Consider the following 23,413-nt stretch of genomic DNA (forward strand, 5'->3'; position numbering starts at 1 on the left):
CCCCACCACCCTAGTCAAGCTCTGCTATTCGATCTGGATAGAGGTGGGGGAATCGATGGGAGGGGTGGAACTCCCCGGGGTAATAGTTTGACGGTATTGACTATAAAGACGGTCGCGCCAGACAAAAAAGCCCTCGTAGGCGCTATTATCAGCTAACCCCGGAATCCCCTTGCCTTGCAATTCCGGGGGTAAGTTGAGATAGGAACCCTGGGGAAACTGAAGCAGTACACTTAATCCCGCCACGGCTAAATCGGCTAAAGTGGGCTGATCACCGACTAAATAGGTACGATTGGCTAAAATGAGGTTCAAAGCTTCTAAGTCCTGTTGTAGCCCTTTTTTAGCGGTATTGATAGCATCTTTTCCCAGACCTACACCCGTCCCAAAAATATCAATTAATTCCCCCGGCAAGGAACCCAGCAACAAGCGCATAAAATCGGGAGTTTCCCGGGGTAAAAAGGCGGTACGAAAGTTTTGATTTTGAGCAAAAGCGCCGAGAAAAGCGGTTCTTCCTTTTAATCCCAGGGATTCATCGGCCCATTCTTCGATTAATAAACATTGACCCCGTTGGAGGGGATCTGTGGGTATAATTGGTTTTTCAGGATACTTGCGATCGAGATAAAAAGCAATCTCCGTCGAGTCGGCAATATAGGTATCACCATCCTTGAGAACGGGAACCTGTCGCTGTCCAGAAAGACGGAATAATTCTAATTGTCCCACCCCCGGCACCACGTCCCTTTTTTTATAGGCAAGTCCTTTATAGTCGAGGATGAGACGAACTTTCTCGCAATAGGCAGATAGTTCAAATTGATAGAGTTCTAGCATGGGATGATATGGCCTCTCGATAAATCAGTTTCTCCCTGATTACTCTAACCCTATCGGGCATCGGTCGTCTAAACTTAAAGACTTTACTCCGATTTTACTCAAACATTTGTGGTTCTTCGGTTTGTGTTATGCAATGGACGGGGGTTATAAGGGATGAAACCCTTATAGAAACAGACATTACCGCAATTTTTGTCAATTGTTTGCGATCTGGAGCGAACTAATCAATTAAGTCTCTTGCCAGATAAGGATTTAGTCGATTTATGCCCCCCTATCGAACCATACCAAGTAACGAAGAAGCAGATGTTTTAAATTCATACCACACCCAGGAGTTTGAATGGTCTAATTGTAGTCGCTCAAATTCAATCTGTAAACTTTTAGAGGGAGGAAATTAAGAATTCTGCTACATTAATGAATATTCTAGACGAGAGACAAAAAAATGACCCTCGATCGAGTGATCGTCGGTTGGCGAGAATGGCTCGATTTACCCGATTTAGGCATTACCAAAATTAAGGCCAAGATTGATACAGGCGCTCGCTCCTCGGCCTTACACGCTTTTCATCTGCATCCTTTTCGAGATGGCGATCGCAATTGGCTGCGCTTTCAAGTTCATCCCTACCAAAAAGATAGTCACCACACTGTCACCACCACCGCAGAAATCCTCGAATGGCGACAGGTAAAAAATTCCGGGGGTCAAAGTCAACTACGTCCCGTTATCAGAACAAGTGTATTGCTCGGCGGTCGTCAATGGGCGATCGAATTAACCTTGACTAATCGCGATGTCATGGGTTTTCGGATGTTATTAGGACGAGAGGCCCTGAAAAAAGGCTTTCTTGTCCATCCGAATCAGTCTTTTTTACTGAGTTAAGTTTCTGGAGAGTTATCAGATGTGAGTTTTTAGTCCACTGTTTACTGTTTACTGTTCACTAAAAAGGCTCCACTGCTTTCCTATACCTTTTAAACAAGATTTAGTATTAGATGCCCATAATATTGATTCTCTCTCAGATTCTTGAGGAATGCCTCTCGACATTCTTAATAATTTCAGGTGTATTATTATCTATCTAAATTCTTGGAGTTTGTTGCTGTATAATTGTGATGACTGCCCCTGCTTTTTATCTGAACTATGCCCATTCCCGATTTTCAATCGATTATGTTGCCCCTATTAAAAATACTTGCAGATGGCAAAGTTTATAAATATCGAGAAATTTTTGAAGCCTTGGTCAGAGAGTTTCAAGTCACGGAAGCGGAAAGAAAAGAAATGCTTCCCAGTGGACAACAAAAAATTTTTGCTAATCGAGTCGGTTGGGCAAAAACCTATTTAAAGAAAGCGGGATTAATTGAGTCACCCCAAAGGGCAACTTTTGTAATTTCTGAGAAAGGAAAAGAAATCTTATCTCAAAATCCTGCTCGAATTGATACAAAATTTCTCAGGCAATTTCCTGAGTTTCAAGAATTTACTAGAGTCAATAAGCAAAATGAAACTATTACTCTTGAAAGCAATTTATCAACTTCTGATCAAGAACAAAATCCCGAGGAATTACTAGAAAACTCCTATCAAGAAATTCGTCAAGCATTAGCAACAGACTTACTTTTTATTCTGCGAAAATTATCCCCAGATGCGTTTGAAAAATTAGTAGTAGAATTACTGGTAAAAATGGGTTATGGTGGCTCGATTAGAGATGCTGGTAAAGCGGTAGGTAAGAGCGGTGATCAAGGGATTGATGGGATAATAAAAGAAGATAGACTCGGTTTAGATATAATCTATATTCAAGCCAAAAGATGGGCTGATAATAATGCCGTTGGTCGTCCAGAAATCCAGAAATTTGTCGGGGCATTAGCGGGACAAGGAGCCAAAAAAGGTATTTTCATCACCACTTCCTATTTTACCCAAGATGCTTTAGAATATGCTCCTAGAAATGAGATAAAAATAGTGCTGATTGATGGGGAAGAATTAGGTCAATTGATGATTGATTATAATTTAGGTGTATCGACCCAAAAAATCTATGAAATCAAGAGAATTGATCATGATTATTTTGGGGATGAATGAGAGAGAGAGGGGAACAAGGGTTACAGAAAACGACGATGGCGTTAAAATAGATGGAAAAAATAGAGGATAAAAACTATGGACGGGATGACCTTTTTTCAGAAAAGTGCGGGACAGTGGAAATCTCAGCGCACCACCCATCATTTACCCTTTCGACGCTCAGAAACTGGCGATTCCGAGATTTATGTGGAAGCTTTAAGCGCCGATAACCCGAAAATTATCGCTATCTGTGAAATGCACGAAGTGGATCCCGCTAAGACTGTGGGGGGTGCCTTTGTCAGTTGGGATGGTTCGATGCAGTGGGACAAAGAAGACGAAAATCATCAAGGAACCACCATTTTTGCGCTAATTCCCGATGAAAATAATCCCCAAGCTGGTGTTCTGTTGCGGGAGCGAGGTTATGCGGAAATCGTTCCCGTGGCGGGCCGTTATCACATTGATGAACAGGAAGGTTTAGTCTTAATTACAGAATACGAAACTATGACCTCGATCGAGCGTTTTTGGTTTGCCGATGCCGATTTACGTCTCCGCACTAGCACAGTTCAACGTTTTGGCGGTTTTAATACGGCCACTTTCTGTGCTGAATCCCGCAATCAGTCATCGGAGTCAGTCTCTAGTGATTTCCCCGAACCATCATCCTATTCGATTAGTGGCTGGTAAATTCAGTTATCAGTTATCAGTCATCAGTCATCAGTCATCAGTCATCAGTTTTTTCTCCCATCTCCCCGCTCCCCGCTCCGGCGCTCCCATCTCCCTGCTCCCTGCTCCGGCGCTCCCATCTCCCTGGATGGTAAGCAAGTTTTCTTAACAATTGTAAGAATTTTTAATATTTCTTTTCTAGTTGACACCTACTCCCTTATCATTAGGAGGAAAGTTTTTTAAGCATTTCTAAGGATACGGAGGTTTACCCTTGGCCATTCCTCTTTTAAATTACGCCCCCAAGTCCCAAAACGTGCGGGTAGCTGGTTATGATGTCGGTGGAGACGAAAAACCGAAAGTTTACACGACAGAAAATGTCCTCTCCCCTACCGACCTGGACGATTTAATCGAAGCCGCTTACCGTCAGATTTTCTTCCATGCCTTCAAATGGGATCGGGAACCCTTCCTCGAATCCCAATTACGCAATGGACAATTATCGGTGCGGGATTTCATTCGTGGTTTACTGTTATCGAAAACCTTCTATAACAGCTTCTACGAGAAAAACAGCAACTATCGCTTTGTCGAACAGGTAGTACAAAGAGTTCTCGGTCGCGATGTCTATAGCGAAAGAGAAAAAATTGCTTGGTCGATTGTCGTTGCCACCAAAGGGATTCAAGGTTTTGTCGATCAACTTCTCAACAGTGACGAGTATCTGCAAAGCTTTGGTTATGATACCGTTCCCTACCAACGTCGTCGCACCCTGGCCAGCCGCGAAATTGGTGAACGTCCATTCAACATCACCTCGCCTCGCTACGATGGCTACTATCGTGGTATTTTGGGCTTCCCTCAAATCGTTTGGCAGAATGCTGTCCGTCGCTATGTTCCCCAAGAGCAAAAACCCAAAGCTGGCGATCCTTCCAGCTTCTTGGCTATGGCCCGGGGTCTCGGTAGCGCCAAAGGCAATCCTGTACCAAGAGTCTCCGCTATGAATATTAACATCGAGGCTTCTGTACCCCGTCGTTAATTTTTAGCTAAACCTGCCGGGGAGAGTCCCTAATTGGCAGAATGACCTGCGAACCATAATCAGGTTATTCTGTGAATTGGTGGCTCTCCCTATGGGGTTGCTCCTGAGATAATCCCCCCACCGAGGACGATTTCCCCTTCATAAATCACGGCTGCTTGGCCCGGGGTGATACTAAATTGTGGTTCATCGAAAACCAGCTTCACTTGATTATTTTCTAGGGGGATAACATTAACGGGAACAGCCGGAGAACGATAACGGACCTGTACTTGAGCGCGGATAGGGGTGGTGGGTTGAGCAATAGAAACCCAGTTCATCCGTCCGACAAGACAATCGGCACTAACGGCACTTTCGCGATTACCGACGATAACCCGATTCATGACGGGATCCAGTTTTACCACATAGAGGGGTTCGGCGGCGGCGATGCCGATGCCTTTGCGTTGTCCGATCGTATAATGATGGATGCCGCTATGTTTACCCAAAACTTTGCCATCGAGATCGACGATATCCCCCTCACTAACAGCGATATACTTATCCAAGAACGATCGCATAGTTCCGTGAGCTTCAATCAAGCATAAATCCTGACTATCGGGTTTATCTGCCGTTTTTAAGCCGAATTCCTGGGCAATTCTGCGGGTTTCTGCCTTGGTTTGTTCTCCCAAGGGAAATAAAGTCCCACGCAGTACATCTTGAGTTAGATCATAGAGAAAATAGGATTGATCTTTATTTTTATCGACGGCACGCAGCAGTTGATAACGGTTATTTTCAGGAGAAAAACGAATTCTGGCGTAGTGACCGGTGGCAATAGTGTCCGTTTCTAGGGTTTCCCTAGCATAATGCAGCATCGGGCTAAATTTTACCGCTTTATTGCACTGAGAACAGGGCAGCGGTGTGATTCCCGCTTCGTAACCGGAAACTAGATAATCAATAATTTCTTTTTGGAAAAGCTCGCGACTATCGACGATATGATGGGGAACCCCCAACTGCTCACAAATAAAGGCCGCATCTACCATTCCCTCGGAGCAGCATTGACCTTTACCCTTCATTAACCACAGGGTCAAGCCAATAACATCATAACCTTGAGCGTGTAAGGCGGCAGCGGCAACAGAGCTATCCACTCCCCCTGATAGACCGACAACAACTTTTCCCATAAATCTTGTAATGATTTTTAACCAATATACTTTCTAGACTAGCATCTCCTACTTTAAAATTTGGACATGGTGTACCCAAATTTCGTGTGAGGACAAACCAGCATGATAAGAACAAACTTACTGTTTTTCTCGGCTTTATTTTGGTTAAAAGTCGGGATAATCGCTCAAGGAACGCTGCTGCTAAAAGCAAACTTATCTTTTGCCCAGAATCTTTATCCCGGTCGTCGTTTGCCCCCACCCCCGGCGGTGAGACAACCAACTAAACGTTCAGACAGTCCCAGTGCTGTTAATTGTTCCCAATGTTCACCCTTAAATTTACCCCTCGTTAATTCTCCATCAGTTCGCCCCCCGGTGGCGGACGCAGTTTCCGGTAATCAACCCCTGAGAGAATACGTTTTTCAAGCTCCCGCTACCGTGCGTCCTGCCGATGCTACGCTGGTTAATAATCATAATCGTCAAACTGTCAATCCACCTGCTCCCACACCGCAAAATCGCACCAATAAACCCCCTTCTCCCCCACCACAGCAGCGGGTTATTGCGACTAATCAACTCTTTCGGGTTGAAGTTCAGAGTAATAGTGCAGCAGCGTTGGCAAAAATTCAAGAAATTGAACCCCTCGCATTTATCCGCGCGGGAGAAAATGTTATTCAAGTGGGGTTATTTCAGCAACAATACCAAGCTAAACAACGGGTACAAGATTTAACTAAACAGGGTTTTAGCGCTCAGATTATTACCCTCAATAATTAGGGTATGCTGAAACAGTCTGTTGGTGGGGTGTAGGGTTTGGGGTGTAGGGTTTTATTCCCCCCCGTTCACTCCAATGGCTGACACTTTTTGATATCAAAAAAGTCTAAAATTTTTATCCAACAAGGTTTTTAGATTTATTCAGCAAACCCTAATTATGCAATAATTCTCTAGAATTTCAGCTAATCTCGATCGAATCTCTTGCCTCTTGCCTATCCTAACCAAAAAGTTAATTTTACCCTATTAAGTAGTCGGACATAAATTCTGTTGTCTATCTTAAGAAATGTAAATTGCCGCAATTCTTACTGACGACCGGCTCCTGACAACCGGCTACTGACTCCTTACCCCACAGTTAACTTTACTTTTGTCCAACTACTTACCTAGCACACAGGGTTAATTTTGTCAAGCAAAATTCTGACCGCATCGATGATCACATCTGGTTGATCCATCCAGACAAAATGACCACTTTTATCCGCTTGTATTTCCATAAAATCTTTGGATAACTTGCCTAATTCTAGGTGCATCTCCTCCCGGAGTTGGTTGGCACTTTTGAGGGGAATAAAGCGAGTCCAAAGGGAAGGTTTAAAAAAAGAATTAGCTTTAATACTAACTATCGGTAAATTACCGAAATTGTTAGCCTCACTTACCTGACGAGCGCTTTGGTCGAGATTAAGCATTTCTCTACTCATCGTCATCCAGTGTTTAGCGCGACAGAAAGAACGCTTAACTCGATCACAAGAATCCGGGGAAAAGCGACGCAATTCTGGTTTTAATAATTCAAAAACTCCCATAACTCTCAAAACTCGGATAATGCCTAAAATTGAGCCAATAATCGACATCCAAAATCCAGAGATGAAAAATAATTTTAATGCCTTTAATGCTGGGGACATTTTCAGCATTCCTTTGTCGTGTAAACCGTCGGTGAGTACCAAACCTACTACTTTTTCTGGGAAGAGATAAGCATACAGTCGAACATTATAACTGCCAAAAGAATCACCAACTAAAATATAAGGTGGCTCTATTTTTGCTTGGGTAAGTAATTGATCTAATTCCTGAACAATTTGGTAGCTAGTTCGGGGATAGGGACTAGAATCGCTCCAACCATAACCCGCTCGATCATAAATAAAAACCCTAGCCAATTGTGACAATTCTTCTATCAAAAAATATCCCTCAATTCCCCCTAAACTATGGTCAATAATAATAGTGGGACTAGCCTCTCCCGCTAGACAAAAATGTAGGCGATATTTACCCAGATTAATCAAATTACCCGGCGGTGCTTTTTGTTCTTCTAACCAAACAGATAACGTCTGATAAACTGTCGTCGCTACTAGGATAATTACCCGAATTGATAAAGACATAACTAGACCTCTTGTAAAAATCAAAAATTCTCGTGGTTGCTGGAGAAGTAAGAATGATTAAGTAGCTGGTTATAATTCAATTAAAAATGAATTTTAGGTTCGATCCCCCCTGCCCCCCTTGATCTGTCCTTTAGTCACATCTTTCTTAACATTTCAAACCTTTGTAGCACAAGGCTTTCAAGACTCGGTTAACAATTTGTAATATTCCTTGTTGACACCCTTACAAAACAAAGAAAAAACTGAAATCAAGTCAGGATAAGGATTGGAGTGCTTGCTGCAAAAATTGTTAAGAAAGATCCCTATAAGGGATAGCTTGATAAGGGGGGTGTCTGACAACTTTCAACACCTACCTACTTAATCATCAATTAAATGGTCGATTTAGCTGTGATTAAAAGAGAGCGCCAGCATTACAGGCACAATATAATACAAATGAACGCTTGACACGATGATTTTGAGCCAAGGATTTCTAGTCAATTAAGCATAAATACTTAAAACACCCTCAATTGCGAGCTGCTACGCAGTGCCTTCGGCATCGCATTTACCTAAGAAAAAGTGCTTAATAAGTTGTTAAATTTCGGGAACAACATTAGCAGTATGCTGAAAATTAGCGAAAACCATTAAGATCATAGACCGAGTTTAATCTTATGCTAGAGAAAATACTATACGCTGATTCCGGCGCAGGTCAAACCCAAGAAATGCTACAAGCATTGATGGATCTCCCGGCTATCCGGAAAGCGTCGATTACCATTCTCCGGGTTGTTCCCCCTCAGATTACCACCGAAGCTCTGGCCAGTAAATGGGAAGAAGGAACCCAAATGCTGACTAAAATCCTGCAAGAAGTCAAAATTGAACCCAGCAAAGTCTCCACGATTCTGCGCCAAGGAGATCCCAAAGATACCGTCTGTCAAGTTGCCGACGAAATCGGGGCCGATTTGATCCTGATGGGTTCCCGAGGACTGAAGCGACTGGAGGCAATTCTAGAAAATTCCGTCAGTCAATACGTCTTTCAACTGACTAATCACCCGATGTTATTGGTAAAAGACGATATTTACGTCAAAAAAATCAAAAAGGTGATGGTAGCTCTCGATAAGTCTAGCTCGGCTGATTTAGCTCTCGATCTGGCTATTTATCTCCTGCGAGACTATCCTTCAGCAGAGTTAATTCTGGCCCGCGTCAACCCCGACTTAAAACCGGAATTTGCCCCCACTTCCGCCAAAGAAATGGAAGAAAACCCGATTTTAGGGCCAGCAGTAGTAAAAGTAAAACGGATGAATATACCCCATCGCTGCGTGGTGACGGGGGGTAAACCGGGGGAACAACTGTGCAAACTCGTCGATGATTATGGTGTCGATCTCTTACTGTTGGGGTCGCCGGATCGCCGTCCTTCCGTGGCTAAGAGTTTACCGGATCTCGATCGCCTTCTCGGTACTTCCCTCTCGGATTATGTGCGGGTTAATGTCAATTGTCCCGTCCTTTTAGCTAGAAAAGAAGGGATTTAGCCCCTATTGGGTGTAGGCAGCTAAGTCTTGACTCATTTGATTTAAGTTGCTGGCAATGGCTTTCATCGTCATAAAAGCCGAGCTAAAGGCGATTAGCTCATTTAAGGGATAACTTCGACTCTCAACCCGCAAGCTCAGTAATTGCTTCTCAAGAGATTCAATTTCTTCGATGAGCAATTCTAACTTTGGTGGGTTGAGAATTACCTAGGCAGCGATCGCAGTCTGTTGTGCGATCGCTAAAATCATCAGCCATTTTTACTTCTTTGGTGAGGACGGTGGGCAGGCGTTTGGAGCGTTTTGCCCGTAAATATGCACCGATATTTTCCAGTTCAATTTTAAGAACTTCCCGATAAAGGAAGAGGATGGCGTTGAGGGCTTGGTTTTGGGTGGCGGCGGCAACGTTTTTGTCAACGGCAAGATGGGTCAAAAAGGACTTGATCTCTTCTTTTCCCATCTCACGGGGATGTTTTTTCTGATGGAAGAGCAGATAACGCTTAATCCAGTCCAGATATGTTTGTTCGGTGCGGTAGGAGTAATGCGGTAGGGCGGATCGTCTCTCGCACTACGTCTAGGAGTTTTCGGGGTGGGGGAGGGTTCATAACAGAGTACGCTAATCGGCATAACACGCTTATCGTAATATTATACGGAAAACTTCTCGCGATCGCTCCATTTGAGCGTAATATACGAAAAGATTCTTAAAAAAATGTGTATTTGGCGTGATATACGGAAAATTTCCGCATAATATATAGTTAGACCACTCTACTCAATCGGCATTGATCTTTGTTACACCTAATGCCAGAAGACTAGCTTAATTAAACATGATGAAAAATATGCAGCCACTCAACGTTGATGCAATTATTCCACTCAGCCTTGATGAAATCATTCAAACAAACTATGCCTCAGGGATAACTTACGATAAATCTAATAAATTCGACATTGAGCAAGCCATGGAACTGGCTAACTTAGTAAGAATTTCATATAAAGATTACGAGAACTGCGAATCTTACCAAAAGAGTAAGACAACAAAAGATATTATATTAAAATCAGGACTTTATTTAAAAACTGATTCTTTGATTAATCAAAAAAGACTAAAAGAGTATCAAATAAGCGAAGTTCAAACCGTTGAATCGAGGAAAAAAGAATACGAAATATTAGATACTTTTTGTTATACTTCTTTCCATTTATGGCCACCTTTTATAGACTTCTTTAATCATAATACTTCGAGATTTGGTTTTATCGCGAAAGATTGTTCGGAAAAAAAGGCTTCCAAAAACCTTTATCTTATTTTTAGAGGGACTCGTGAAGCGGCTGAGTGGATGAATAACCTTCAGCCCCACCAAATTGGTGTCCTAACACGCAACAAAGACCGAAGTGAGTGGAACAAATCTCTTCTAACTAGAGAAAGAGTGCATTGGGGATTTCATAAAATATATTCAAGTTTTCATCCTGGGCCTTTTTGGTATCGCAGATTTCTATTTGGCTTATTAGATATAAACTTTCTTTTTTCACTGCCAGGGACTATACATAGATATCTCGTATGTAAAAAATGGTCATTAAAAGATAATGATAAAACAAAAAACATATCCATAAATGAAGAGTTAGATCTTAATACTATAAATTCATCAAAATCTATAATTAAAATTATTGAAAAAACCATTATAGATGAGTTAAATAATGATAGTTCTATATCTTCTATTTACATAAGTGGGCATAGTCTGGGTGCAGCTTTAGCAACTATCGCTACGTATCATCTAGCGCAAAAAATTAACCATCCAATTTATCTTTATTCATTTGCATCGCCAAGGGTAGGCAATGATGCCTTTGAGCAAAATCTGAAAGAAAAAACTAATGTTAAATGTTATAGATTAGCAAATAGCGAAGATAGTGTTCCTAACGTACCTCCATCTAGTCTAATTGTAAACGGTCTTGAAATGCCAAAAGAAAATATAGCAATCTCCTTTATTAAGCAAATAGGAGATAAGCTAGTGAATTTTATTACAGGTAATATCAGAAATCAACCTTTCACTCACATTGGTATACCGATTATTTTTACTTGCAATACTGGTCGTATTTCAAGTAACCATAATATGAATGCAACGTACAGCAAAGTAATTGAAGAAGCCATTGATAGTAAACAAAACACTAATAGAGAAGCTTAAATTATCGAGCCTGCCGTTATTCACCTCAAACTTAACTCTTTTCTCACGCAAAAATATTTTGTTTTTCTGTATGAATATTGATTGTGCGTTCAATCGTAAAAATGTTAGTTACCTAGATCGCATTGTCTGGTCTAACACTTCATTGCAGCGGAGCGGGGGGCATAAAATCAGTTATGATTGAAAGTGCAAAGCCGCCCGCTGAATTCAAAGCCGTTAGACCGCTAAATCATCTGTCAGGGCGCAGTCAAAAATGCGTTCTCTTTAGATTTCATTACCTTGAGTGCTTATTTCTCTGCGCTGTTGAAAACATGAAGAAATATTTTTCATCCCATCGATTTCTCAAAAAAATTGTTCGTTTGAGTGGTATCTTTTTTGCTGTAGGCTCTTTCAGCTACCCAAATATTTCATTAGCCTCTGGGTACTATGCTGGAGTGCAAGCTGGTGTACTTCTAGATGTTTTTAACAAAGCTCAGGACAAGCAAAGTCCCACAAGTTGCGCTAGTATAGGGTCTGAGTGGCAAAAAGGATATTTAACTGAATTTTGGGATCGTGGGATAAAATACGAAGGACAAGTTTTTTTCACTACTTCCAATGGGGTTAGTTATATTCGCTGGCCTGATTCTAATGATTGGTTTCGATTGAATCTAAAAGGTAATAACTTTCAATTTAAAAGAGGAAAGAATTGGCAAGATTATACAGGAACTTGCTTTGTGCATAACGGTGATTTTATTGTTTCTGGGAGTATGTTTTCGCACCCTGACCAAGTCAACGGGAGATTCCATTTAAAATTATTTAGATATTGAATATTTCGTAAGCATTCAGGGGGTGGTGAGAGCATAATATATTTACAGCTTATAAATCAGTGCGATCGCCGCTCTTGTAGGGTGCGTTAATGAAATGTAACGGTGCGATCTACGTCATTCTACTATAGTAAAAGGATTTTATTGCTATGCTAGAGATTAAGTGTCAGCAGTTATCATAGATAGGCGGTTCATATCGTGGACATTGTAATTGAGTCAACGAGCGGATTTGAAAAGTATCTTGACCAACTGGGCAAAGACGACAAAGCTATAACAGTCAAAAAAATCAATGATTGTGCCAGTCTATTCCCAACTCAAAAAAAGCACGTTTATCGTAAGCTTCATCGCTTCCCTCTGTTATCAGGACTAAATGGATATGAATCTTCTCTGTACACGTTGAAGGTTTCGCAAAAGCTAAGGGTGATTTTAGCGATCGACGAAGATCCTATTTTTGGACAAGTTATATTTACCCTTTTTCGAGTAGTGAAGTGTGATGACCTTGCCAAAACATATCAAAGCATTGCAAAGTCTCTGTACCAAGAAATATCCCATCATCATGATCGAGAAATAGCTCAACTCTCATAATTTTTTTATGGTACAAACTCCGCCGATTCAAAAATGAAACGCATCAGGTACAATCAGCTAATACCGCTGCCCCGGACTGGAGCGACTACAATAGAAAAGTAACCCTAGCTTCACGAGTATATGGTTTCATCAAAATTAATCGCGACATTAAGAGAACTGAGCCGCTCAGACAAGTTTTACATTATGCAGTTTCTGATCTCTGAGCTAGCCCAGCAGGAAACCGAGCTAATTAAGCCTGAACAAGCTTATCCAGTATGGTCTCCCTATGGCGCGGATGAGGCTGCGGATACAATGTTAAAAGCGCTACAGGCTACCAAAGCTCAAAACCATGCCTAACACCGAGCGGTATCCATTTCTTGCTGGCGATGCCACTTTAGGTGAAGCTAGTTTTCGCCCCTACTTGCCATTCACCCTGGTTCATCAACAGGTTTCTATTGCAGCATCCGGACTGCTGGACACTGGTGCAAGTGTTAATGTGCTGCCGTATTCAATAGGGGTCGAGCTTGGGTACAATTGGGAACGACAAACAACAGCACTGAGTTTGACAGGAAATTTGGCTCAGTACGAGGCGCGTGTCGTGCTTGCCCAAGCCGTCGTTGGGCAGTTTGAGCCTATTCAACTGGTTTTTGCTTGGACACAGGCTACAAATGTTCCGCTCATTCTGGGGCAGGTGAATTTTTTTATGGAGTTCGATGTTTGTTTCTACCGTTCACAGCTAGAGTTTGCAGTTAGCCCTAAAGTTAGCCCTAAAGCTCTTTTGGAGTAGGTTGTTGATGTTCTTGCCAGCCACCTAACACTGCGTGGCAGCGGACGAAAGCTGCTGGTGCTGAGTTAGAGGTTATCTGCCGCCGCTGCACTTCACCGTTAGACAGCCGCAAAAACTTATTGAACAGACATAGGAGAGAAACTCATGAGTTCAAGCTGAGCAACAAGAACCACATCATGTCCAGTATCAATTAGAAATCTCGCAGTGATTGCGTAAACGTCTCAGCAGTTCTCATTTTAAGGTTTCATGACATTAAAACCCTTGCACCTAGAGGGGTTAATAATTCTTAACGAATCTCTAGATCGCTGAAACAACGCAAAATCGTTTCAAAATGAGAATTGCTGGGTTAAAATGGAGAAGGCAGTCAATGGGGCAAGGCTATGACAGTTCGGCAAAGGCGTTACAGCAAAGAGGAGATCGCTCGTCGGGGGAAAGAACTCTACGAGTCTGGCATTCGGCAGCAAGTCGAAGCGGGTAATGAGGGTAAAATTATCGCGATCGACATCGAAACCGGAGATTTTGAGGTTGATGAAACGGTCGTAGCTGCAACCAATCGGCTATTTGAGCGTAACCCTGATGCCCAGCCTTTTGGAATTCGGATTGGACACCGTGCCGTGTATCACTTTGGTTCGCGGAGCTTAAAGAAGAATTCATGATACACGGAGTTGTGAATTTGCGCCGTGAAGCTACACTTTCCCTTGTAGTTGGTAACTACTCATCTGGTCAGAGGGAATTCATCAATACCGTGATTGATACCGGGTTTGATGGCTTTCTGTCTTTACCATCTGAAATCATCACTCGCCTGGGGTTGCCTTGGACGATCTCCAATCCAGCGACTCTAGGCGATGGTAGCGAAGTCTTGTTTGATTTTTACACTGCAACAGTCATTTGGGATGGGCAATATCGCGAGGTTGATATCGCAGCATCAGAGACAGAGCCGTTGCTCGGAATGGCGATGCTCTACGGTTATCGATTGCAGGTGGATAATGTTGAGGGCGGCATCGTTGAGATCAAAGCATTGTGATCCCATTAAGAAGTGCGATGCCGAAGGCACTGCGTAGCAGCACGCCGCTCTTGTAGGGTGCGTTACGGCGAATTATTAATTTTAGTTTTTTGACTAAATTGATAGCCGCCTAACGCACCCTACACTCTGAATATACAGCCCTGAGAGCAGAAATCCTTCAGGCTGATAATGTTTGCCTATTACCTATTGGGTGTAAGCAGGTAAGTCTTGACTCATTTGATTTAAGTTGCTGGCAATGGCTTTCATCGTCATAAAAGCCGAGCTAAAGGCGATTAGCTCATTTAAGGGATAACTTCGACTCTCAACCCGCAAGCTCAGTAACTGCTTCTCAAGAGATTCAATTTCTTCGATGAGCAATCCTAACTTTGGTGGGTTGAGAATGACCTGGGCAGCGATCGCCTCAGCCATTTCATCAAAAGCGATCGCAGTTTGTTGTGCGATCGCTTGTAATTCAGGTAAAAACTTTTGTCGTATCGGTTCAGGAAGCGGTTGCTGTAGCCCATCTTGTAAAGCATCCAGTTGAGCCAAGAGTTTTTGTTCGTAGCCGATGGAGAAATTCCAAAAATTTTGGTGTTTGGTTGCTAAAACTGTGGAAATTTGTTCGAGACTGGCAATCTTAACCGAGGCTGGATGTTGAGCGATCGCCCCTGTGATGGCCTGCTTCAGTTGGGCGATATCTGACGGTGGTATCGTATCCTGAAAATAGCCTGACAGCAGTTTTTGATATAGCTGTCCCATTTTCTTAAAAGTCACAGAAAAATCTGTTTCCAGTTGGTTTGTAGCCGATTTTGTCATAAATACAGTGGTCAGCAACACCCCCAGAAACGCGCCTACGGGAACTGAAATTAGTGCGGCCCAAATTCCTTGCTCGAAAAAAGGAAAAATATCCTTCCCGATGGCATCGGCTGCTACAATCGCACCGATGCGAGCGATCGGCGTAAACCCCAGCCAAGCACAACTGAAGTAGGCGAAAAAATAAGCCAGACTGCTACTAAAAGGATTATAACCAAAGGACTTGACCAACAGGTAAATACAGAGAATCGTCAAACTCAAGGAAACAGTGGCCGCCCAACCGATTGCGATCGCTCGCCCCCGTGTCGGTTGAATGACAGTGACCACTGCACCTATTATCACAATATCTGCCACTTTTTCGTAAGCAGAAGGATAGGGAAACTCGATGTGACGAATAATAGCCAGTAACAAACCAATAACCAGGCCAAGACTGACAATTTCTCTCAGGCGTTTTAGGGGTATAGGGGCCCATTTGGGAAAGGTAATCAGGTGTCTTCGCCTGAAAGTTGCAGTTACTTTGGTTTTATCGATTATCCTGCCTCCTAATCCCTCGCATTGTTGAATAAATCGAGATACAAGTTGAATAAATTGATAAAACTGTAGTGATTCTTGAACATCATACCGATCAATCTCTCCACTGGTTCGGAGATGATCAAGTTTACCCCCAATATTCGCTAAATCTTCTTCTAATTCTCTGAGGTAAGGGGTAGCTAAGATTTTTTTGGCGTTACTCATATCCCTCAAGTTATCAAAGCTGTCGGTAAGATGAGTCGCCAATTGGTGAAATTCCGCCCTGAACTGATGCACTAAATTTTGTTCATGCTTTTCGCCTTTAAAAGCCATCAGATCAGCTAATTGTCGAGTCAATTGGTTCTGAATTGCCAAGATTTCACTCCAATTTTCTGCCACCAATATCTCACTACCGAATTCATGGGTTGCTTTTGTGAGCATTGAAAGGCTAGTTTGTGTTGATTTTTTAATCTGATTGAGTAAATTAAGCTCGTTCTGCTCAATAGAAAGAGGATAATCCCGCTCGTCGCCATCAGTTTTTAGGTAGCGATCGAGGATTTTTTGGAACAAGTGCGGTATATCTTGAAGGATTCCCATCAAGTTCCGGTTGAGATCGGATCGAGTATTCTGAGGCCAAAATAGTAAGGCCACAGCAATTCCCACAGCGATTCCGATCCAGTTATCGATGAGGCGCGATCGCAAATAAAGCCAGATATTTTGTTGTGCTGATGTTCCTACCACTCTCATGGCAATTAAAGCGCCCAGTAGTGTGGCTTGGGAATAAGCGGCTTGCCATCGGTAAGTTTCAGAGATCAGGGCGGCTAAAATGTAGGTGAGAGAGGGAATGACAAAAAAACTTGAGCCTTGGATTCCGTAGGCGTTCACCAGGATAGCGGCAATGATTCCCCCCAAAGCACTTCCCCCCAAACGCCCCAAACCTGCGGCGATCGCACCTCCCATCGATGGCTCAATCAGTACAGATACATAGCCAAAGACGGGATAGACAAAGTTGTCTAATACATTTCCTCGGTGCCAAAAGAAACTCGTTAAGAGAGCAGCACCCAAGGAAAATTTCAATCCCTGTCTGATCATTAGCCCGTTTTTACTGTCCAAGGTATCTCTATATCCTTTTTCGACTTACTCATTTTACCCATTAATCGGTCGCTCAATCCCATATAAAATCAGTGCCAAAAACGTCACCAACCAAAACCAAAAATAGATTGTTGGTGCGGTCGCAACGCGCTCGCTACGCGAGATCGCCTATCTTGTTGGCTGCATTAGTGAATTACAACACACCTTATTTTTGTTTATATTGACATTGACTTGGACACAGATACAATTTTTTAGTTAGACTACAGAGTAATAACTTTCAATCTGGGAGAAGCCCATGCTAGACACAGCAACACTTGAGCAGCGCTTGATAACCCTTGAGCAAGTAGTTTTTGATCTTCAACATAAATTTGAAAGTCAGTCTAGCTCCGACAATTGGCTTGATAAACTCATAGGTTCAATCTCTGATGACTCAGCTTTTCTTGAAGCTCTAGAGTATGGACGTGCATTTCGACAGTCAGACAAACCTAATGATGACGCTGACAAATAATCGTGAAATATTTGCTCGATACCGACCACATCAGCTTTCTACAGCGCCGTTCCAATTCAGAGTTTATTCGATTAACTTTGCGGATGTCACAACATTCGCTCTCTGACTTTGCTTTATCAGTTATTAGTTTTCATGAGCAAGTAATAGGCGCTCATAGCTTTATCAATCGCGCCCAAACAAATACTGATATCGCTCGTGGATATACGCTGTTGTTAGAAACTCTCAACAGTTTTGCAAAGGCTCCAGTTTTACCATTTGATGCTAAGGCGATCGCCATATTTGACGAGATGCGAAGTCAGAAAGTTCGTGTATCTACAATGGACTTGAGAATTGCCGCGATCGCCATTTCTAACAACTTGGTATTACTTACCCGAAATACTGGCGACTTCAGTAAAATTCCGAGATTAATAACCGAAGATTGGACGGTGTAGGGCAAACTCACGGTAATAGCGATCGCCTTTAGAAACTGAGGAGGCTGACTATGGATCAAGATTACTAAGACAAAGGCTGCGGCGATAATCCACCCCTTAAACCACCAAGTCCACCATCAAGGGACTTGCGCTTTGATAATGTACCTTTTGGGCGAACGCAGTTCGCCCCTACATTGTGGACAAAATCCGTTACTGTAGGGGCGCAATGCTTGCGCCCTCCGATCGCTCAGGTTTGCCGATCACCCTAAGTAGGGGGAGAGCCTTCGAGATGTTAGGGACTTGCGCTTTGATAATGTGCCATCTGGCTGGTCTGGTTTTTCTACGGAGCGATTTTCTGGCTGGGATATTATTTATTTCTACGCCAGTCCCTAACCGTTTATTCTAGTCCAGTCGTTGTTTCTTTAAGCTACTTGCGGTCGCAACGCGCTCGCTACGCCAGATCGCCTGATGGGGTGACAAGCGGCTTGAAAATGAGACAGGGGGTAGGAGGTTTCTCCTGAAACACCGAACCCAACAGACAATCCCCCAATCCAAAATCCCCTGATCAATAGACTTCTCCAATAACTGTGAAAATAAGGGCTAAAGCTCTTACTACAGGCCGATCAAAAATCTTTTTTAGAGATGTCTATTTACCCATTAATCGCTCGCTCAATCCCATATAAAATCAGTGCCAAAAATGTCACCAACCAAAACCAAAGCTGAGGAGGCTCACTATGGATCAAGATGACTAAGACAAAGGCTGCGGCAATAATCCACCACTTAAACCACCAAGTCCACCATTGAGAACGTTTTTTCGGATTTTCCATATTAGGTTCAACCGTTTATTCTAGTCGTTGTTTCTTTCAGCTACTTACGCTCGCAAGATTGTGGTTAACGGTCGTACACCCCTGTAACCCAGCGAAAAGCAGGGGTTATGTAACTCACTAAAGAACGCTCTTCTACCACAGCATGGACATCTGCGGTGGTCCCGTTGGTAATTCTTTGGGGCGCTCCCTTAGCTTGAGTCCAGTAAAAACCACTCGGTGTATTCCGATCGACCTTCAGCGCTAAAGTGGCTTTGATAACACTTGCATTCACGGGTATAGGCTTATCGCGATCGTCTTCATCCCTACCCAGAAACAGCTTGCTGGCCAGTTCATGACTTCCCACTATATTTGCCAGTTCTGCCACAGTTACCGGCTGCTGATCGACGGAAACGACCTTAGCGACGATACCCCCATAGCGTTCGCGATCATAGAGATCGGGAACGACTTCTACTTCCTGGCCCGGTTCTAATCGTTTGGCATCACCACTCTTAAACAAAGCTACCACGTTGGTCTTAGCCTTTAGATTAGAGACTTCTAACGTACCGATGCGCCCCCCCGGAGCCAGAACTTCCCCCGGATTAACAGATAAGTCTAAAATCTGGCCGTTGTACAGACTCACTACATTTTTGTTGGCTTGAATAGTGGTTTTTAACGTATTAATCTCTCGTTGCTGGTCAGCGATCGCATTGTAACGAAGAATATCACTGGCTGTATCTTGCAGGTCTATTTGCCGTTTTTCTGTGTTTAGTATATTATTCTGGGCCGTCAATGCGTTCATCTGCGCTCGCAGGCTTTCATCAACCCCCTTAAGGCGATCGAGTTCTATTTGGACGCGATTGATACTATTAGAAGCCTCTAGATTATTGAACTGAAATAAATAGGAGGGAAAATCTAGCTTGGCGACGGCCCCCTCTTCGATAAGTTTATCGTAGGCGGCTAGTCTTTCATCCGTTGAGTTCTGGAAATTTTTAAGGTATCGAGCATGGGAGAGATAAGCTTCTCGCTGTTTTTGATTACTGGCTAATTGAACTTGAAGTGCTTTAATCTGAAGCTGATTGGCCTTTTGCTGGCGCTCTATTGAGGCTGCATTCAATTGACGACGACTCACTTCAATAGAGTCAACTCTTTTATCCTGCTGCTTGAGATCTGCTAGTCTATCCTTTTTATCCTTTAATTCTGTTTCTAATTCAGGAAACTCTAAAGTTGCCAGTAATTGCCCTTTTTTGACAGAATCTCCGGGTTGAATTAGGAGGGTTAACACTCGCCCACCTTGACGGGGTTCGATATTAACAATAGAACGAGGAATCAAAATGACCGCTCGTCCTTGAATAGGAGTCGGAATCTTGCCAACTATCGCCCAATAACTCAATCCTCCGAGCAAAAGACCCACCGGCATTAAGCGCAGGATTATCTCCCCTAATCTTCCTGTTGGCTCCGAATATTTAAACGTTTTTTCCGAATTAATTTTAGGATCAATTCCCGTTTTTATTTGCTTATTATCCTGATGTTCTATTCTAGCCTGCGTTGTTTTCTTCGCACCCATATCTGGCTGCTGATGATTCTGATCAGACATAGATTCGGCTTGATTTTTTGCCATTGTAATGAATAAAAATCACTTAATTTGTAACATGATAAACATTCAGAGAATATTACTTTAGACTAGAAAAATCCCCTGAAAAAATCGCTCAAGCTATTTTTGACATAAGATAACTAGGCTACCTCGAAAGATTTACCGAAGGCTCAAACCTTTAAAATTTCCTGTAAGAAACCTAATAAAGTAGTACACTTGATGCGACCTAAAACAACCTAATAGGGATCAAGTGTTTGAGTCCAACACCCCGACTAGAGAGATAATCTATCGAAGGAGTTTACACCATTCCAGCTTCTAACTTACATAAGGCGTACAGTTCCATTGTAACCGTTCAGGGCGGGGATGTCAAGCCGCCAGTGGCATTGACTCCGTGGAAGAACTCTCCTAGGGCAGCAGAGAGAGCCACGGATACTACTCTCTCACAGTAGCGGCTCTTTTCTAAGTCTTTTTAGATTACTAGATTTTGTCCCCTCCTGAACTAGGGTTGATTCATTGTAGGGTTGATTCATGAATCAACCCTACCCCCTGAACGGTTACTTCAAGGGAGAAAAAGCGATCGGGCTATAATAGAGAAAATTTCATTTTAACTTGAGAAAATTCATTATGACAGCTACTATTGAAGACATTCGGGAAATACTAAAGGAATTGGCCCAATCCCAACAAGAGTTATCCCAATCCCAACAAGAGTTATCCCAAGCTCAACAAGAGTTATCCCAAGCTCAAAAAGAAACGGATAAACAAATCAAGGAAACGGATAAACAAATTAACAGAGTTAGTCAGCAGATTGGGGAGTTGGGCAATCGTTTAGGAGAATTTGTCGAGTGGCAAGTACGTCCTGCGGTGGTGCGTCTATTTCAGGAGCGGGGTATTGATGTGCATGAGTTTCACCCCGGCATTTCGGTAAAACGGGATAATGAGGGTTTAGAGATTGATCTATTAGTAGTGAATGATACCGATGCCATTTTAGTGGAGGTCAAAAGTAAGTTAACTCAAAGAGATGTGGATGAGCATTTACAACGTTTGGCTAAGTTTAAGCGGTTAATGCCGCGTTTTCGAGATGTAAAAGCTTTGGGAGCGGTGGCAGCGATGATTGTTCCCAATGAGGTGGCGAGTTACGCTTGTCGTCAGGGTTTATTTGTGTTGGTGCAGTCAGGGGAAAATGTAATAATTTTAAATGATGCGGAGTTTACGCCCCAGATTTGGTAGGTTTAGCTTTTTCTCGAAATCTTCTAGGTTCTGTGTGATCAGTTTAACTTACATTATGAGCGATCTTTGTGTCCTTTGTGTCTTCGTGGTTCCTTCCACTCCCTTGCTAGGAGAAATATATCTTAAAATACATTTTACCCACCAAATCCAAGAGAGCCGATTCCATTCCTGCCAATAATCAACGCTAAAATTATACTAAATCCCTTGAGTATCGGCTACATCACTTTAACTTGAGAAAATTCATTATGACAGCTACTATTGAAGACATTTGGGAAATACTAAAGGAATTGGCCCAATCCCAACAAGAGTTATCCCAATCCCAACAAGAGTTATCCCAATCCCAACAAGAGTTATCCCAATCCCAACAAGAGTTATCCCAATCCCAACAAGAGTTATCCCAAGCTCAACAAGAGTTATCCCAAGCTCAAAAAGAAACAGATAAACAAATCAAGGAAACGGATAAACAAATTAACAGAGTTAGTCAGCAGATTGGGGAGTTGGGCAATCGTTTAGGAGAATTTGTCGAGTGGCAAGTACGTCCTGCGGTGGTGCGTCTGTTTCAGGAGCGGGGTATTGATGTCCATGAGTTTCACCCTGGTATTTCGGTAAAACGGGATAATGAGGGTTTAGAAATTGATCTATTAGTAGTAAATGATACCGATGCCATTTTAGTGGAGGTCAAAAGTAAGTTAACTCAAAGAGATGTGGATGAGCATTTACAACGTTTGGCTAAGTTTAAGCGGTTAATGCCGCGTTTTCGAGATGTAAAAGCTTTGGGAGCGGTGGCAGCGATGATTGTTCCCAATGAGGTGGCGAGTTACGCTTGTCGTCAGGGTTTATTTGTGTTGGTGCAGTCAGGGGAAAATGTAATAATTTTAAATGATGCGGAGTTTACGCCCCAGATTTGGTAGGTTTAGCTTTTTCTCGAAATCTTCTAGGTTCTGTGTGATCAGTTTAACTTACATTATGAGCGATCTTTGTGTCCTTTGTGTCTTCGTGGTTCCTTCCACTCCCTTGCTAGGAGAAATATATCTTAAAATACATTTTACCCACCAAATCCAAGAGAGCCGATTCCATTCCTGCCAATAATCAACTTAACTTGAGAGAAATTCATTATGACAGCTACGATTGAAGACATTCGGGAAATACTAAAGCAATTAGCTCAATCCCAACAAGAGTTATCCCAAGCTCAACAAGAGTTATCCCAAGCTCAAAAAGAAACGGATCAACAAATCAAGGAAACAGATAAGCAAATTAACAGAGTTAGTCAGCAGATTGGGGAGTTGGGCAATCGTTTAGGAGAGTTTGTTGAGTGGCAAGTACGTCCTGCGGTGGTGCGTCTATTTCAGGAGCGGGGTATTGATGTGCATGAGTTTCACCCCGGCATTTCGGTAAAACGGGATAATGAGGGTTTAGAGATTGATCTATTAGTAGTGAATGATACCGATGCCATTTTAGTGGAGGTCAAAAGTAAGTTAACTCAAAGAGATGTGGATGAGCATTTACAACGTTTGGCTAAGTTTAAGCGGTTAATGCCGCGTTTTCGAGATGTAAAAGCTTTGGGAGCGGTGGCAGCGATGATTGTTCCCAATGAGGTGGCGAGTTATGCTTGTCGTCAGGGTTTATTTGTGTTGGTGCAGTCAGGGGAAAATGTAATAATTTTAAATGATGCGGAGTTTACGCCCCAGATTTGGTAGGTTTAGCTTTCGTTCCACCCCTTCGCTAGGAGAAATTTATCTTAGAATACATTTTACCCACCAAATCCAAGAGAGCCATGAGAGTGGAGAGATTGAAAATTTAGAGATTTTATTTTTCTCCAAACGTTTAGAGTCTCAAACCCAATTTGAATTACTATTAGAGGAAAATTT

26 protein-coding genes and 1 pseudogene are annotated in these 23,413 nt (G+C 42.6%); 19 read left to right on the forward strand and 8 right to left on the reverse strand.

The window, feature by feature from the left end; translation table 11 throughout:
• Positions 1–24: 24 nt before the first annotated feature.
• Entirely contained in the window at positions 25–822 is a 798-nt protein-coding gene (locus IQ224_RS00315; RefSeq protein WP_002744215.1) for a glutathione S-transferase family protein, read from the reverse strand.
• Positions 823–950: 128 nt separating this feature from the next.
• On the opposite strand from IQ224_RS00315, the pseudogene IQ224_RS24775 reads away from it, so the two are divergent.
• The 5 genes and pseudogenes from IQ224_RS24775 to IQ224_RS00335 all read left to right on the forward strand — a co-directional run bounded on the left by IQ224_RS24775 (position 951) and on the right by IQ224_RS00335 (position 4,526).
• A pseudogene (locus IQ224_RS24775) lies at positions 951–1,131 on the forward strand (hypothetical protein).
• A 127-nt stretch (positions 1,132–1,258) separates the two neighbouring features.
• On the forward strand, positions 1,259–1,687 hold the full coding sequence (locus IQ224_RS00320) for a RimK/LysX family protein (protein ID WP_002744208.1): 429 nt from the start codon (positions 1,259–1,261) through the stop codon (positions 1,685–1,687).
• Between the two features lie 255 nt (positions 1,688–1,942).
• Complete coding sequence (locus IQ224_RS00325) at positions 1,943–2,866, forward strand: restriction endonuclease (protein WP_002744200.1); 924 nt, start codon at positions 1,943–1,945, stop codon at positions 2,864–2,866.
• A 75-nt stretch (positions 2,867–2,941) separates the two neighbouring features.
• Positions 2,942–3,523: a phycobiliprotein lyase gene (locus tag IQ224_RS00330; RefSeq protein ID WP_036400992.1), complete on the forward strand. Its 582-nt coding sequence runs from the start codon at positions 2,942–2,944 to the stop codon at positions 3,521–3,523.
• 250 nt (positions 3,524–3,773) lie between these two features.
• Entirely contained in the window at positions 3,774–4,526 is a 753-nt protein-coding gene (locus IQ224_RS00335; RefSeq protein WP_002744197.1) for a phycobilisome rod-core linker polypeptide, read from the forward strand.
• A gap of 89 nt (positions 4,527–4,615) precedes the next feature.
• Here IQ224_RS00335 and mnmA read toward each other — a convergent pair whose 3' ends face one another.
• A complete protein-coding gene (gene mnmA / locus IQ224_RS00340) occupies positions 4,616–5,674 on the reverse strand; it encodes a tRNA 2-thiouridine(34) synthase MnmA (RefSeq protein WP_194032333.1) in 1,059 nt (352 codons plus the stop codon).
• Between the two features lie 102 nt (positions 5,675–5,776).
• Here mnmA and IQ224_RS00345 point away from each other — a divergent pair, with 102 nt between their 5' ends.
• Entirely contained in the window at positions 5,777–6,421 is a 645-nt protein-coding gene (locus IQ224_RS00345; protein WP_194032334.1) for a hypothetical protein, read from the forward strand.
• A gap of 377 nt (positions 6,422–6,798) precedes the next feature.
• Here IQ224_RS00345 and IQ224_RS00350 read toward each other — a convergent pair whose 3' ends face one another.
• Positions 6,799–7,776 (reverse strand): alpha/beta fold hydrolase, encoded by a 978-nt coding sequence (locus IQ224_RS00350; RefSeq protein WP_194032335.1) that lies wholly within the window; start codon positions 7,774–7,776, stop codon positions 6,799–6,801.
• A 644-nt stretch (positions 7,777–8,420) separates the two neighbouring features.
• Here IQ224_RS00350 and IQ224_RS00355 point away from each other — a divergent pair.
• Complete coding sequence (locus IQ224_RS00355) at positions 8,421–9,275, forward strand: universal stress protein (protein ID WP_194032336.1); 855 nt, start codon at positions 8,421–8,423, stop codon at positions 9,273–9,275.
• Positions 9,276–9,278: 3 nt separating this feature from the next.
• Here the strand turns inward: IQ224_RS00355 and IQ224_RS00360 are convergent, their stop codons facing one another.
• Positions 9,279–9,452: a hypothetical protein gene (locus IQ224_RS00360; protein ID WP_194032337.1), complete on the reverse strand. Its 174-nt coding sequence runs from the start codon at positions 9,450–9,452 to the stop codon at positions 9,279–9,281.
• Positions 9,433–9,783, reverse strand: a complete 351-nt coding sequence (locus IQ224_RS00365) for a site-specific integrase (protein ID WP_194032366.1) — start codon at positions 9,781–9,783, stop codon at positions 9,433–9,435. Before IQ224_RS00365 ends, IQ224_RS00360 begins: the two co-directional genes overlap by 20 nt.
• Before the next feature lie 313 nt (positions 9,784–10,096).
• On the opposite strand from IQ224_RS00365, the gene IQ224_RS00370 reads away from it, so the two are divergent.
• The 7 genes from IQ224_RS00370 (at position 10,097) to IQ224_RS00400 (ending at position 14,609) form a co-directional block, all read left to right on the forward strand.
• Complete coding sequence (locus tag IQ224_RS00370; protein ID WP_228036039.1) at positions 10,097–11,434, forward strand: hypothetical protein; 1,338 nt, start codon at positions 10,097–10,099, stop codon at positions 11,432–11,434.
• Positions 11,435–11,742: 308 nt separating this feature from the next.
• The gene (locus IQ224_RS00375) at positions 11,743–12,237 is read left to right on the forward strand and encodes a hypothetical protein (RefSeq protein ID WP_228036040.1); all 495 of its coding nucleotides are present in this window, start codon (positions 11,743–11,745) and stop codon (positions 12,235–12,237) included.
• Between the two features lie 195 nt (positions 12,238–12,432).
• On the forward strand, positions 12,433–12,819 hold the full coding sequence (locus tag IQ224_RS00380; RefSeq protein WP_036403435.1) for a hypothetical protein: 387 nt from the start codon (positions 12,433–12,435) through the stop codon (positions 12,817–12,819).
• A gap of 120 nt (positions 12,820–12,939) precedes the next feature.
• Entirely contained in the window at positions 12,940–13,155 is a 216-nt protein-coding gene (locus IQ224_RS00385; RefSeq protein WP_036403432.1) for a hypothetical protein, read from the forward strand.
• Positions 13,148–13,585, forward strand: coding sequence for an aspartyl protease family protein (locus tag IQ224_RS00390; RefSeq protein WP_190357128.1), 438 nt, complete (start codon positions 13,148–13,150; stop codon positions 13,583–13,585). Before IQ224_RS00385 ends, IQ224_RS00390 begins: the two co-directional genes overlap by 8 nt.
• Positions 13,586–13,965: 380 nt before the next feature.
• Complete coding sequence (locus IQ224_RS00395) at positions 13,966–14,241, forward strand: hypothetical protein (protein ID WP_002749638.1); 276 nt, start codon at positions 13,966–13,968, stop codon at positions 14,239–14,241.
• Positions 14,238–14,609, forward strand: coding sequence for a clan AA aspartic protease (locus tag IQ224_RS00400; RefSeq protein ID WP_002788766.1), 372 nt, complete (start codon positions 14,238–14,240; stop codon positions 14,607–14,609). Before IQ224_RS00395 ends, IQ224_RS00400 begins: the two co-directional genes overlap by 4 nt.
• A 183-nt stretch (positions 14,610–14,792) precedes the next feature.
• On the opposite strand, the gene IQ224_RS00405 is transcribed toward IQ224_RS00400, so the two are convergent.
• Positions 14,793–17,003 (reverse strand): hypothetical protein, encoded by a 2,211-nt coding sequence (locus tag IQ224_RS00405; RefSeq protein WP_194032340.1) that lies wholly within the window; start codon positions 17,001–17,003, stop codon positions 14,793–14,795.
• A gap of 295 nt (positions 17,004–17,298) precedes the next feature.
• Here IQ224_RS00405 and IQ224_RS00410 point away from each other — a divergent pair, with 295 nt between their 5' ends.
• Together IQ224_RS00410 and IQ224_RS00415 are read left to right on the forward strand one after the other, a co-directional pair.
• On the forward strand, positions 17,299–17,511 hold the full coding sequence (locus tag IQ224_RS00410) for a hypothetical protein (RefSeq protein WP_002744188.1): 213 nt from the start codon (positions 17,299–17,301) through the stop codon (positions 17,509–17,511).
• A gap of 2 nt (positions 17,512–17,513) precedes the next feature.
• Positions 17,514–17,942, forward strand: coding sequence for a type II toxin-antitoxin system VapC family toxin (locus tag IQ224_RS00415; RefSeq protein ID WP_002744187.1), 429 nt, complete (start codon positions 17,514–17,516; stop codon positions 17,940–17,942).
• Between the two features lie 629 nt (positions 17,943–18,571).
• On the opposite strand, the gene IQ224_RS00425 is transcribed toward IQ224_RS00415, so the two are convergent.
• Together IQ224_RS00425 and IQ224_RS00430 are read right to left on the reverse strand one after the other, a co-directional pair.
• The gene (locus IQ224_RS00425; RefSeq protein ID WP_002744185.1) at positions 18,572–18,748 is read right to left on the reverse strand and encodes a hypothetical protein; all 177 of its coding nucleotides are present in this window, start codon (positions 18,746–18,748) and stop codon (positions 18,572–18,574) included.
• Between the two features lie 64 nt (positions 18,749–18,812).
• Complete coding sequence (locus IQ224_RS00430; RefSeq protein WP_194032341.1) at positions 18,813–20,345, reverse strand: NHLP bacteriocin system secretion protein; 1,533 nt, start codon at positions 20,343–20,345, stop codon at positions 18,813–18,815.
• A 597-nt stretch (positions 20,346–20,942) separates the two neighbouring features.
• Between IQ224_RS00430 and IQ224_RS00435 the strand changes: the two genes are divergently transcribed.
• From IQ224_RS00435 to IQ224_RS00445, 3 genes are all read left to right on the forward strand, one after another.
• Positions 20,943–21,545 carry a DUF3782 domain-containing protein gene (locus tag IQ224_RS00435; RefSeq protein ID WP_084990063.1) on the forward strand — a complete coding sequence of 201 codons (603 nt, stop codon included), beginning with the start codon at positions 20,943–20,945 and terminating at the stop codon, positions 21,543–21,545.
• A gap of 245 nt (positions 21,546–21,790) precedes the next feature.
• A complete protein-coding gene (locus IQ224_RS00440; RefSeq protein ID WP_084990062.1) occupies positions 21,791–22,456 on the forward strand; it encodes a DUF3782 domain-containing protein in 666 nt (221 codons plus the stop codon).
• 204 nt (positions 22,457–22,660) lie between these two features.
• Complete coding sequence (locus IQ224_RS00445; RefSeq protein WP_002744178.1) at positions 22,661–23,242, forward strand: DUF3782 domain-containing protein; 582 nt, start codon at positions 22,661–22,663, stop codon at positions 23,240–23,242.
• Positions 23,243–23,413 lie beyond the last annotated feature (171 nt).

The organism is Microcystis sp. LEGE 00066, from assembly GCF_015207925.1.
Taxonomy (GTDB): domain Bacteria; phylum Cyanobacteriota; class Cyanobacteriia; order Cyanobacteriales; family Microcystaceae; genus Microcystis; species Microcystis ichthyoblabe_A.

What these genes read in the sequence shown, in the direction of transcription:
- IQ224_RS00315 (WP_002744215.1), bottom strand. Translation starts at nt 822, where the DNA reads ATGCTAGAACTCTATCAATTTGAACTATCTGCCTATTGCGAGAAAGTT.
- IQ224_RS00320 (WP_002744208.1), top strand. Translation starts at nt 1,259, where the DNA reads ATGACCCTCGATCGAGTGATCGTCGGTTGGCGAGAATGGCTCGATTTA.
- IQ224_RS00325 (WP_002744200.1), top strand. Translation starts at nt 1,943, where the DNA reads ATGCCCATTCCCGATTTTCAATCGATTATGTTGCCCCTATTAAAAATA.
- IQ224_RS00330 (WP_036400992.1), top strand. Translation starts at nt 2,942, where the DNA reads ATGGACGGGATGACCTTTTTTCAGAAAAGTGCGGGACAGTGGAAATCT.
- mnmA (WP_194032333.1), bottom strand. Translation starts at nt 5,674, where the DNA reads ATGGGAAAAGTTGTTGTCGGTCTATCAGGGGGAGTGGATAGCTCTGTT.
- IQ224_RS00345 (WP_194032334.1), top strand. Translation starts at nt 5,777, where the DNA reads ATGATAAGAACAAACTTACTGTTTTTCTCGGCTTTATTTTGGTTAAAA.
- IQ224_RS00350 (WP_194032335.1), bottom strand. Translation starts at nt 7,776, where the DNA reads ATGTCTTTATCAATTCGGGTAATTATCCTAGTAGCGACGACAGTTTAT.
- IQ224_RS00355 (WP_194032336.1), top strand. Translation starts at nt 8,421, where the DNA reads ATGCTAGAGAAAATACTATACGCTGATTCCGGCGCAGGTCAAACCCAA.
- IQ224_RS00370 (WP_228036039.1), top strand. Translation starts at nt 10,097, where the DNA reads ATGAAAAATATGCAGCCACTCAACGTTGATGCAATTATTCCACTCAGC.
- IQ224_RS00375 (WP_228036040.1), top strand. Translation starts at nt 11,743, where the DNA reads ATGAAGAAATATTTTTCATCCCATCGATTTCTCAAAAAAATTGTTCGT.
- IQ224_RS00385 (WP_036403432.1), top strand. Translation starts at nt 12,940, where the DNA reads ATGGTTTCATCAAAATTAATCGCGACATTAAGAGAACTGAGCCGCTCA.
- IQ224_RS00390 (WP_190357128.1), top strand. Translation starts at nt 13,148, where the DNA reads ATGCCTAACACCGAGCGGTATCCATTTCTTGCTGGCGATGCCACTTTA.
- IQ224_RS00395 (WP_002749638.1), top strand. Translation starts at nt 13,966, where the DNA reads ATGACAGTTCGGCAAAGGCGTTACAGCAAAGAGGAGATCGCTCGTCGG.
- IQ224_RS00400 (WP_002788766.1), top strand. Translation starts at nt 14,238, where the DNA reads ATGATACACGGAGTTGTGAATTTGCGCCGTGAAGCTACACTTTCCCTT.
- IQ224_RS00405 (WP_194032340.1), bottom strand. Translation starts at nt 17,003, where the DNA reads ATGATCAGACAGGGATTGAAATTTTCCTTGGGTGCTGCTCTCTTAACG.
- IQ224_RS00410 (WP_002744188.1), top strand. Translation starts at nt 17,299, where the DNA reads ATGCTAGACACAGCAACACTTGAGCAGCGCTTGATAACCCTTGAGCAA.
- IQ224_RS00425 (WP_002744185.1), bottom strand. Translation starts at nt 18,748, where the DNA reads ATGGAAAATCCGAAAAAACGTTCTCAATGGTGGACTTGGTGGTTTAAG.
- IQ224_RS00430 (WP_194032341.1), bottom strand. Translation starts at nt 20,345, where the DNA reads ATGGCAAAAAATCAAGCCGAATCTATGTCTGATCAGAATCATCAGCAG.
- IQ224_RS00435 (WP_084990063.1), top strand. Translation starts at nt 20,943, where the DNA reads ATGACAGCTACTATTGAAGACATTCGGGAAATACTAAAGGAATTGGCC.
- IQ224_RS00440 (WP_084990062.1), top strand. Translation starts at nt 21,791, where the DNA reads ATGACAGCTACTATTGAAGACATTTGGGAAATACTAAAGGAATTGGCC.
- IQ224_RS00445 (WP_002744178.1), top strand. Translation starts at nt 22,661, where the DNA reads ATGACAGCTACGATTGAAGACATTCGGGAAATACTAAAGCAATTAGCT.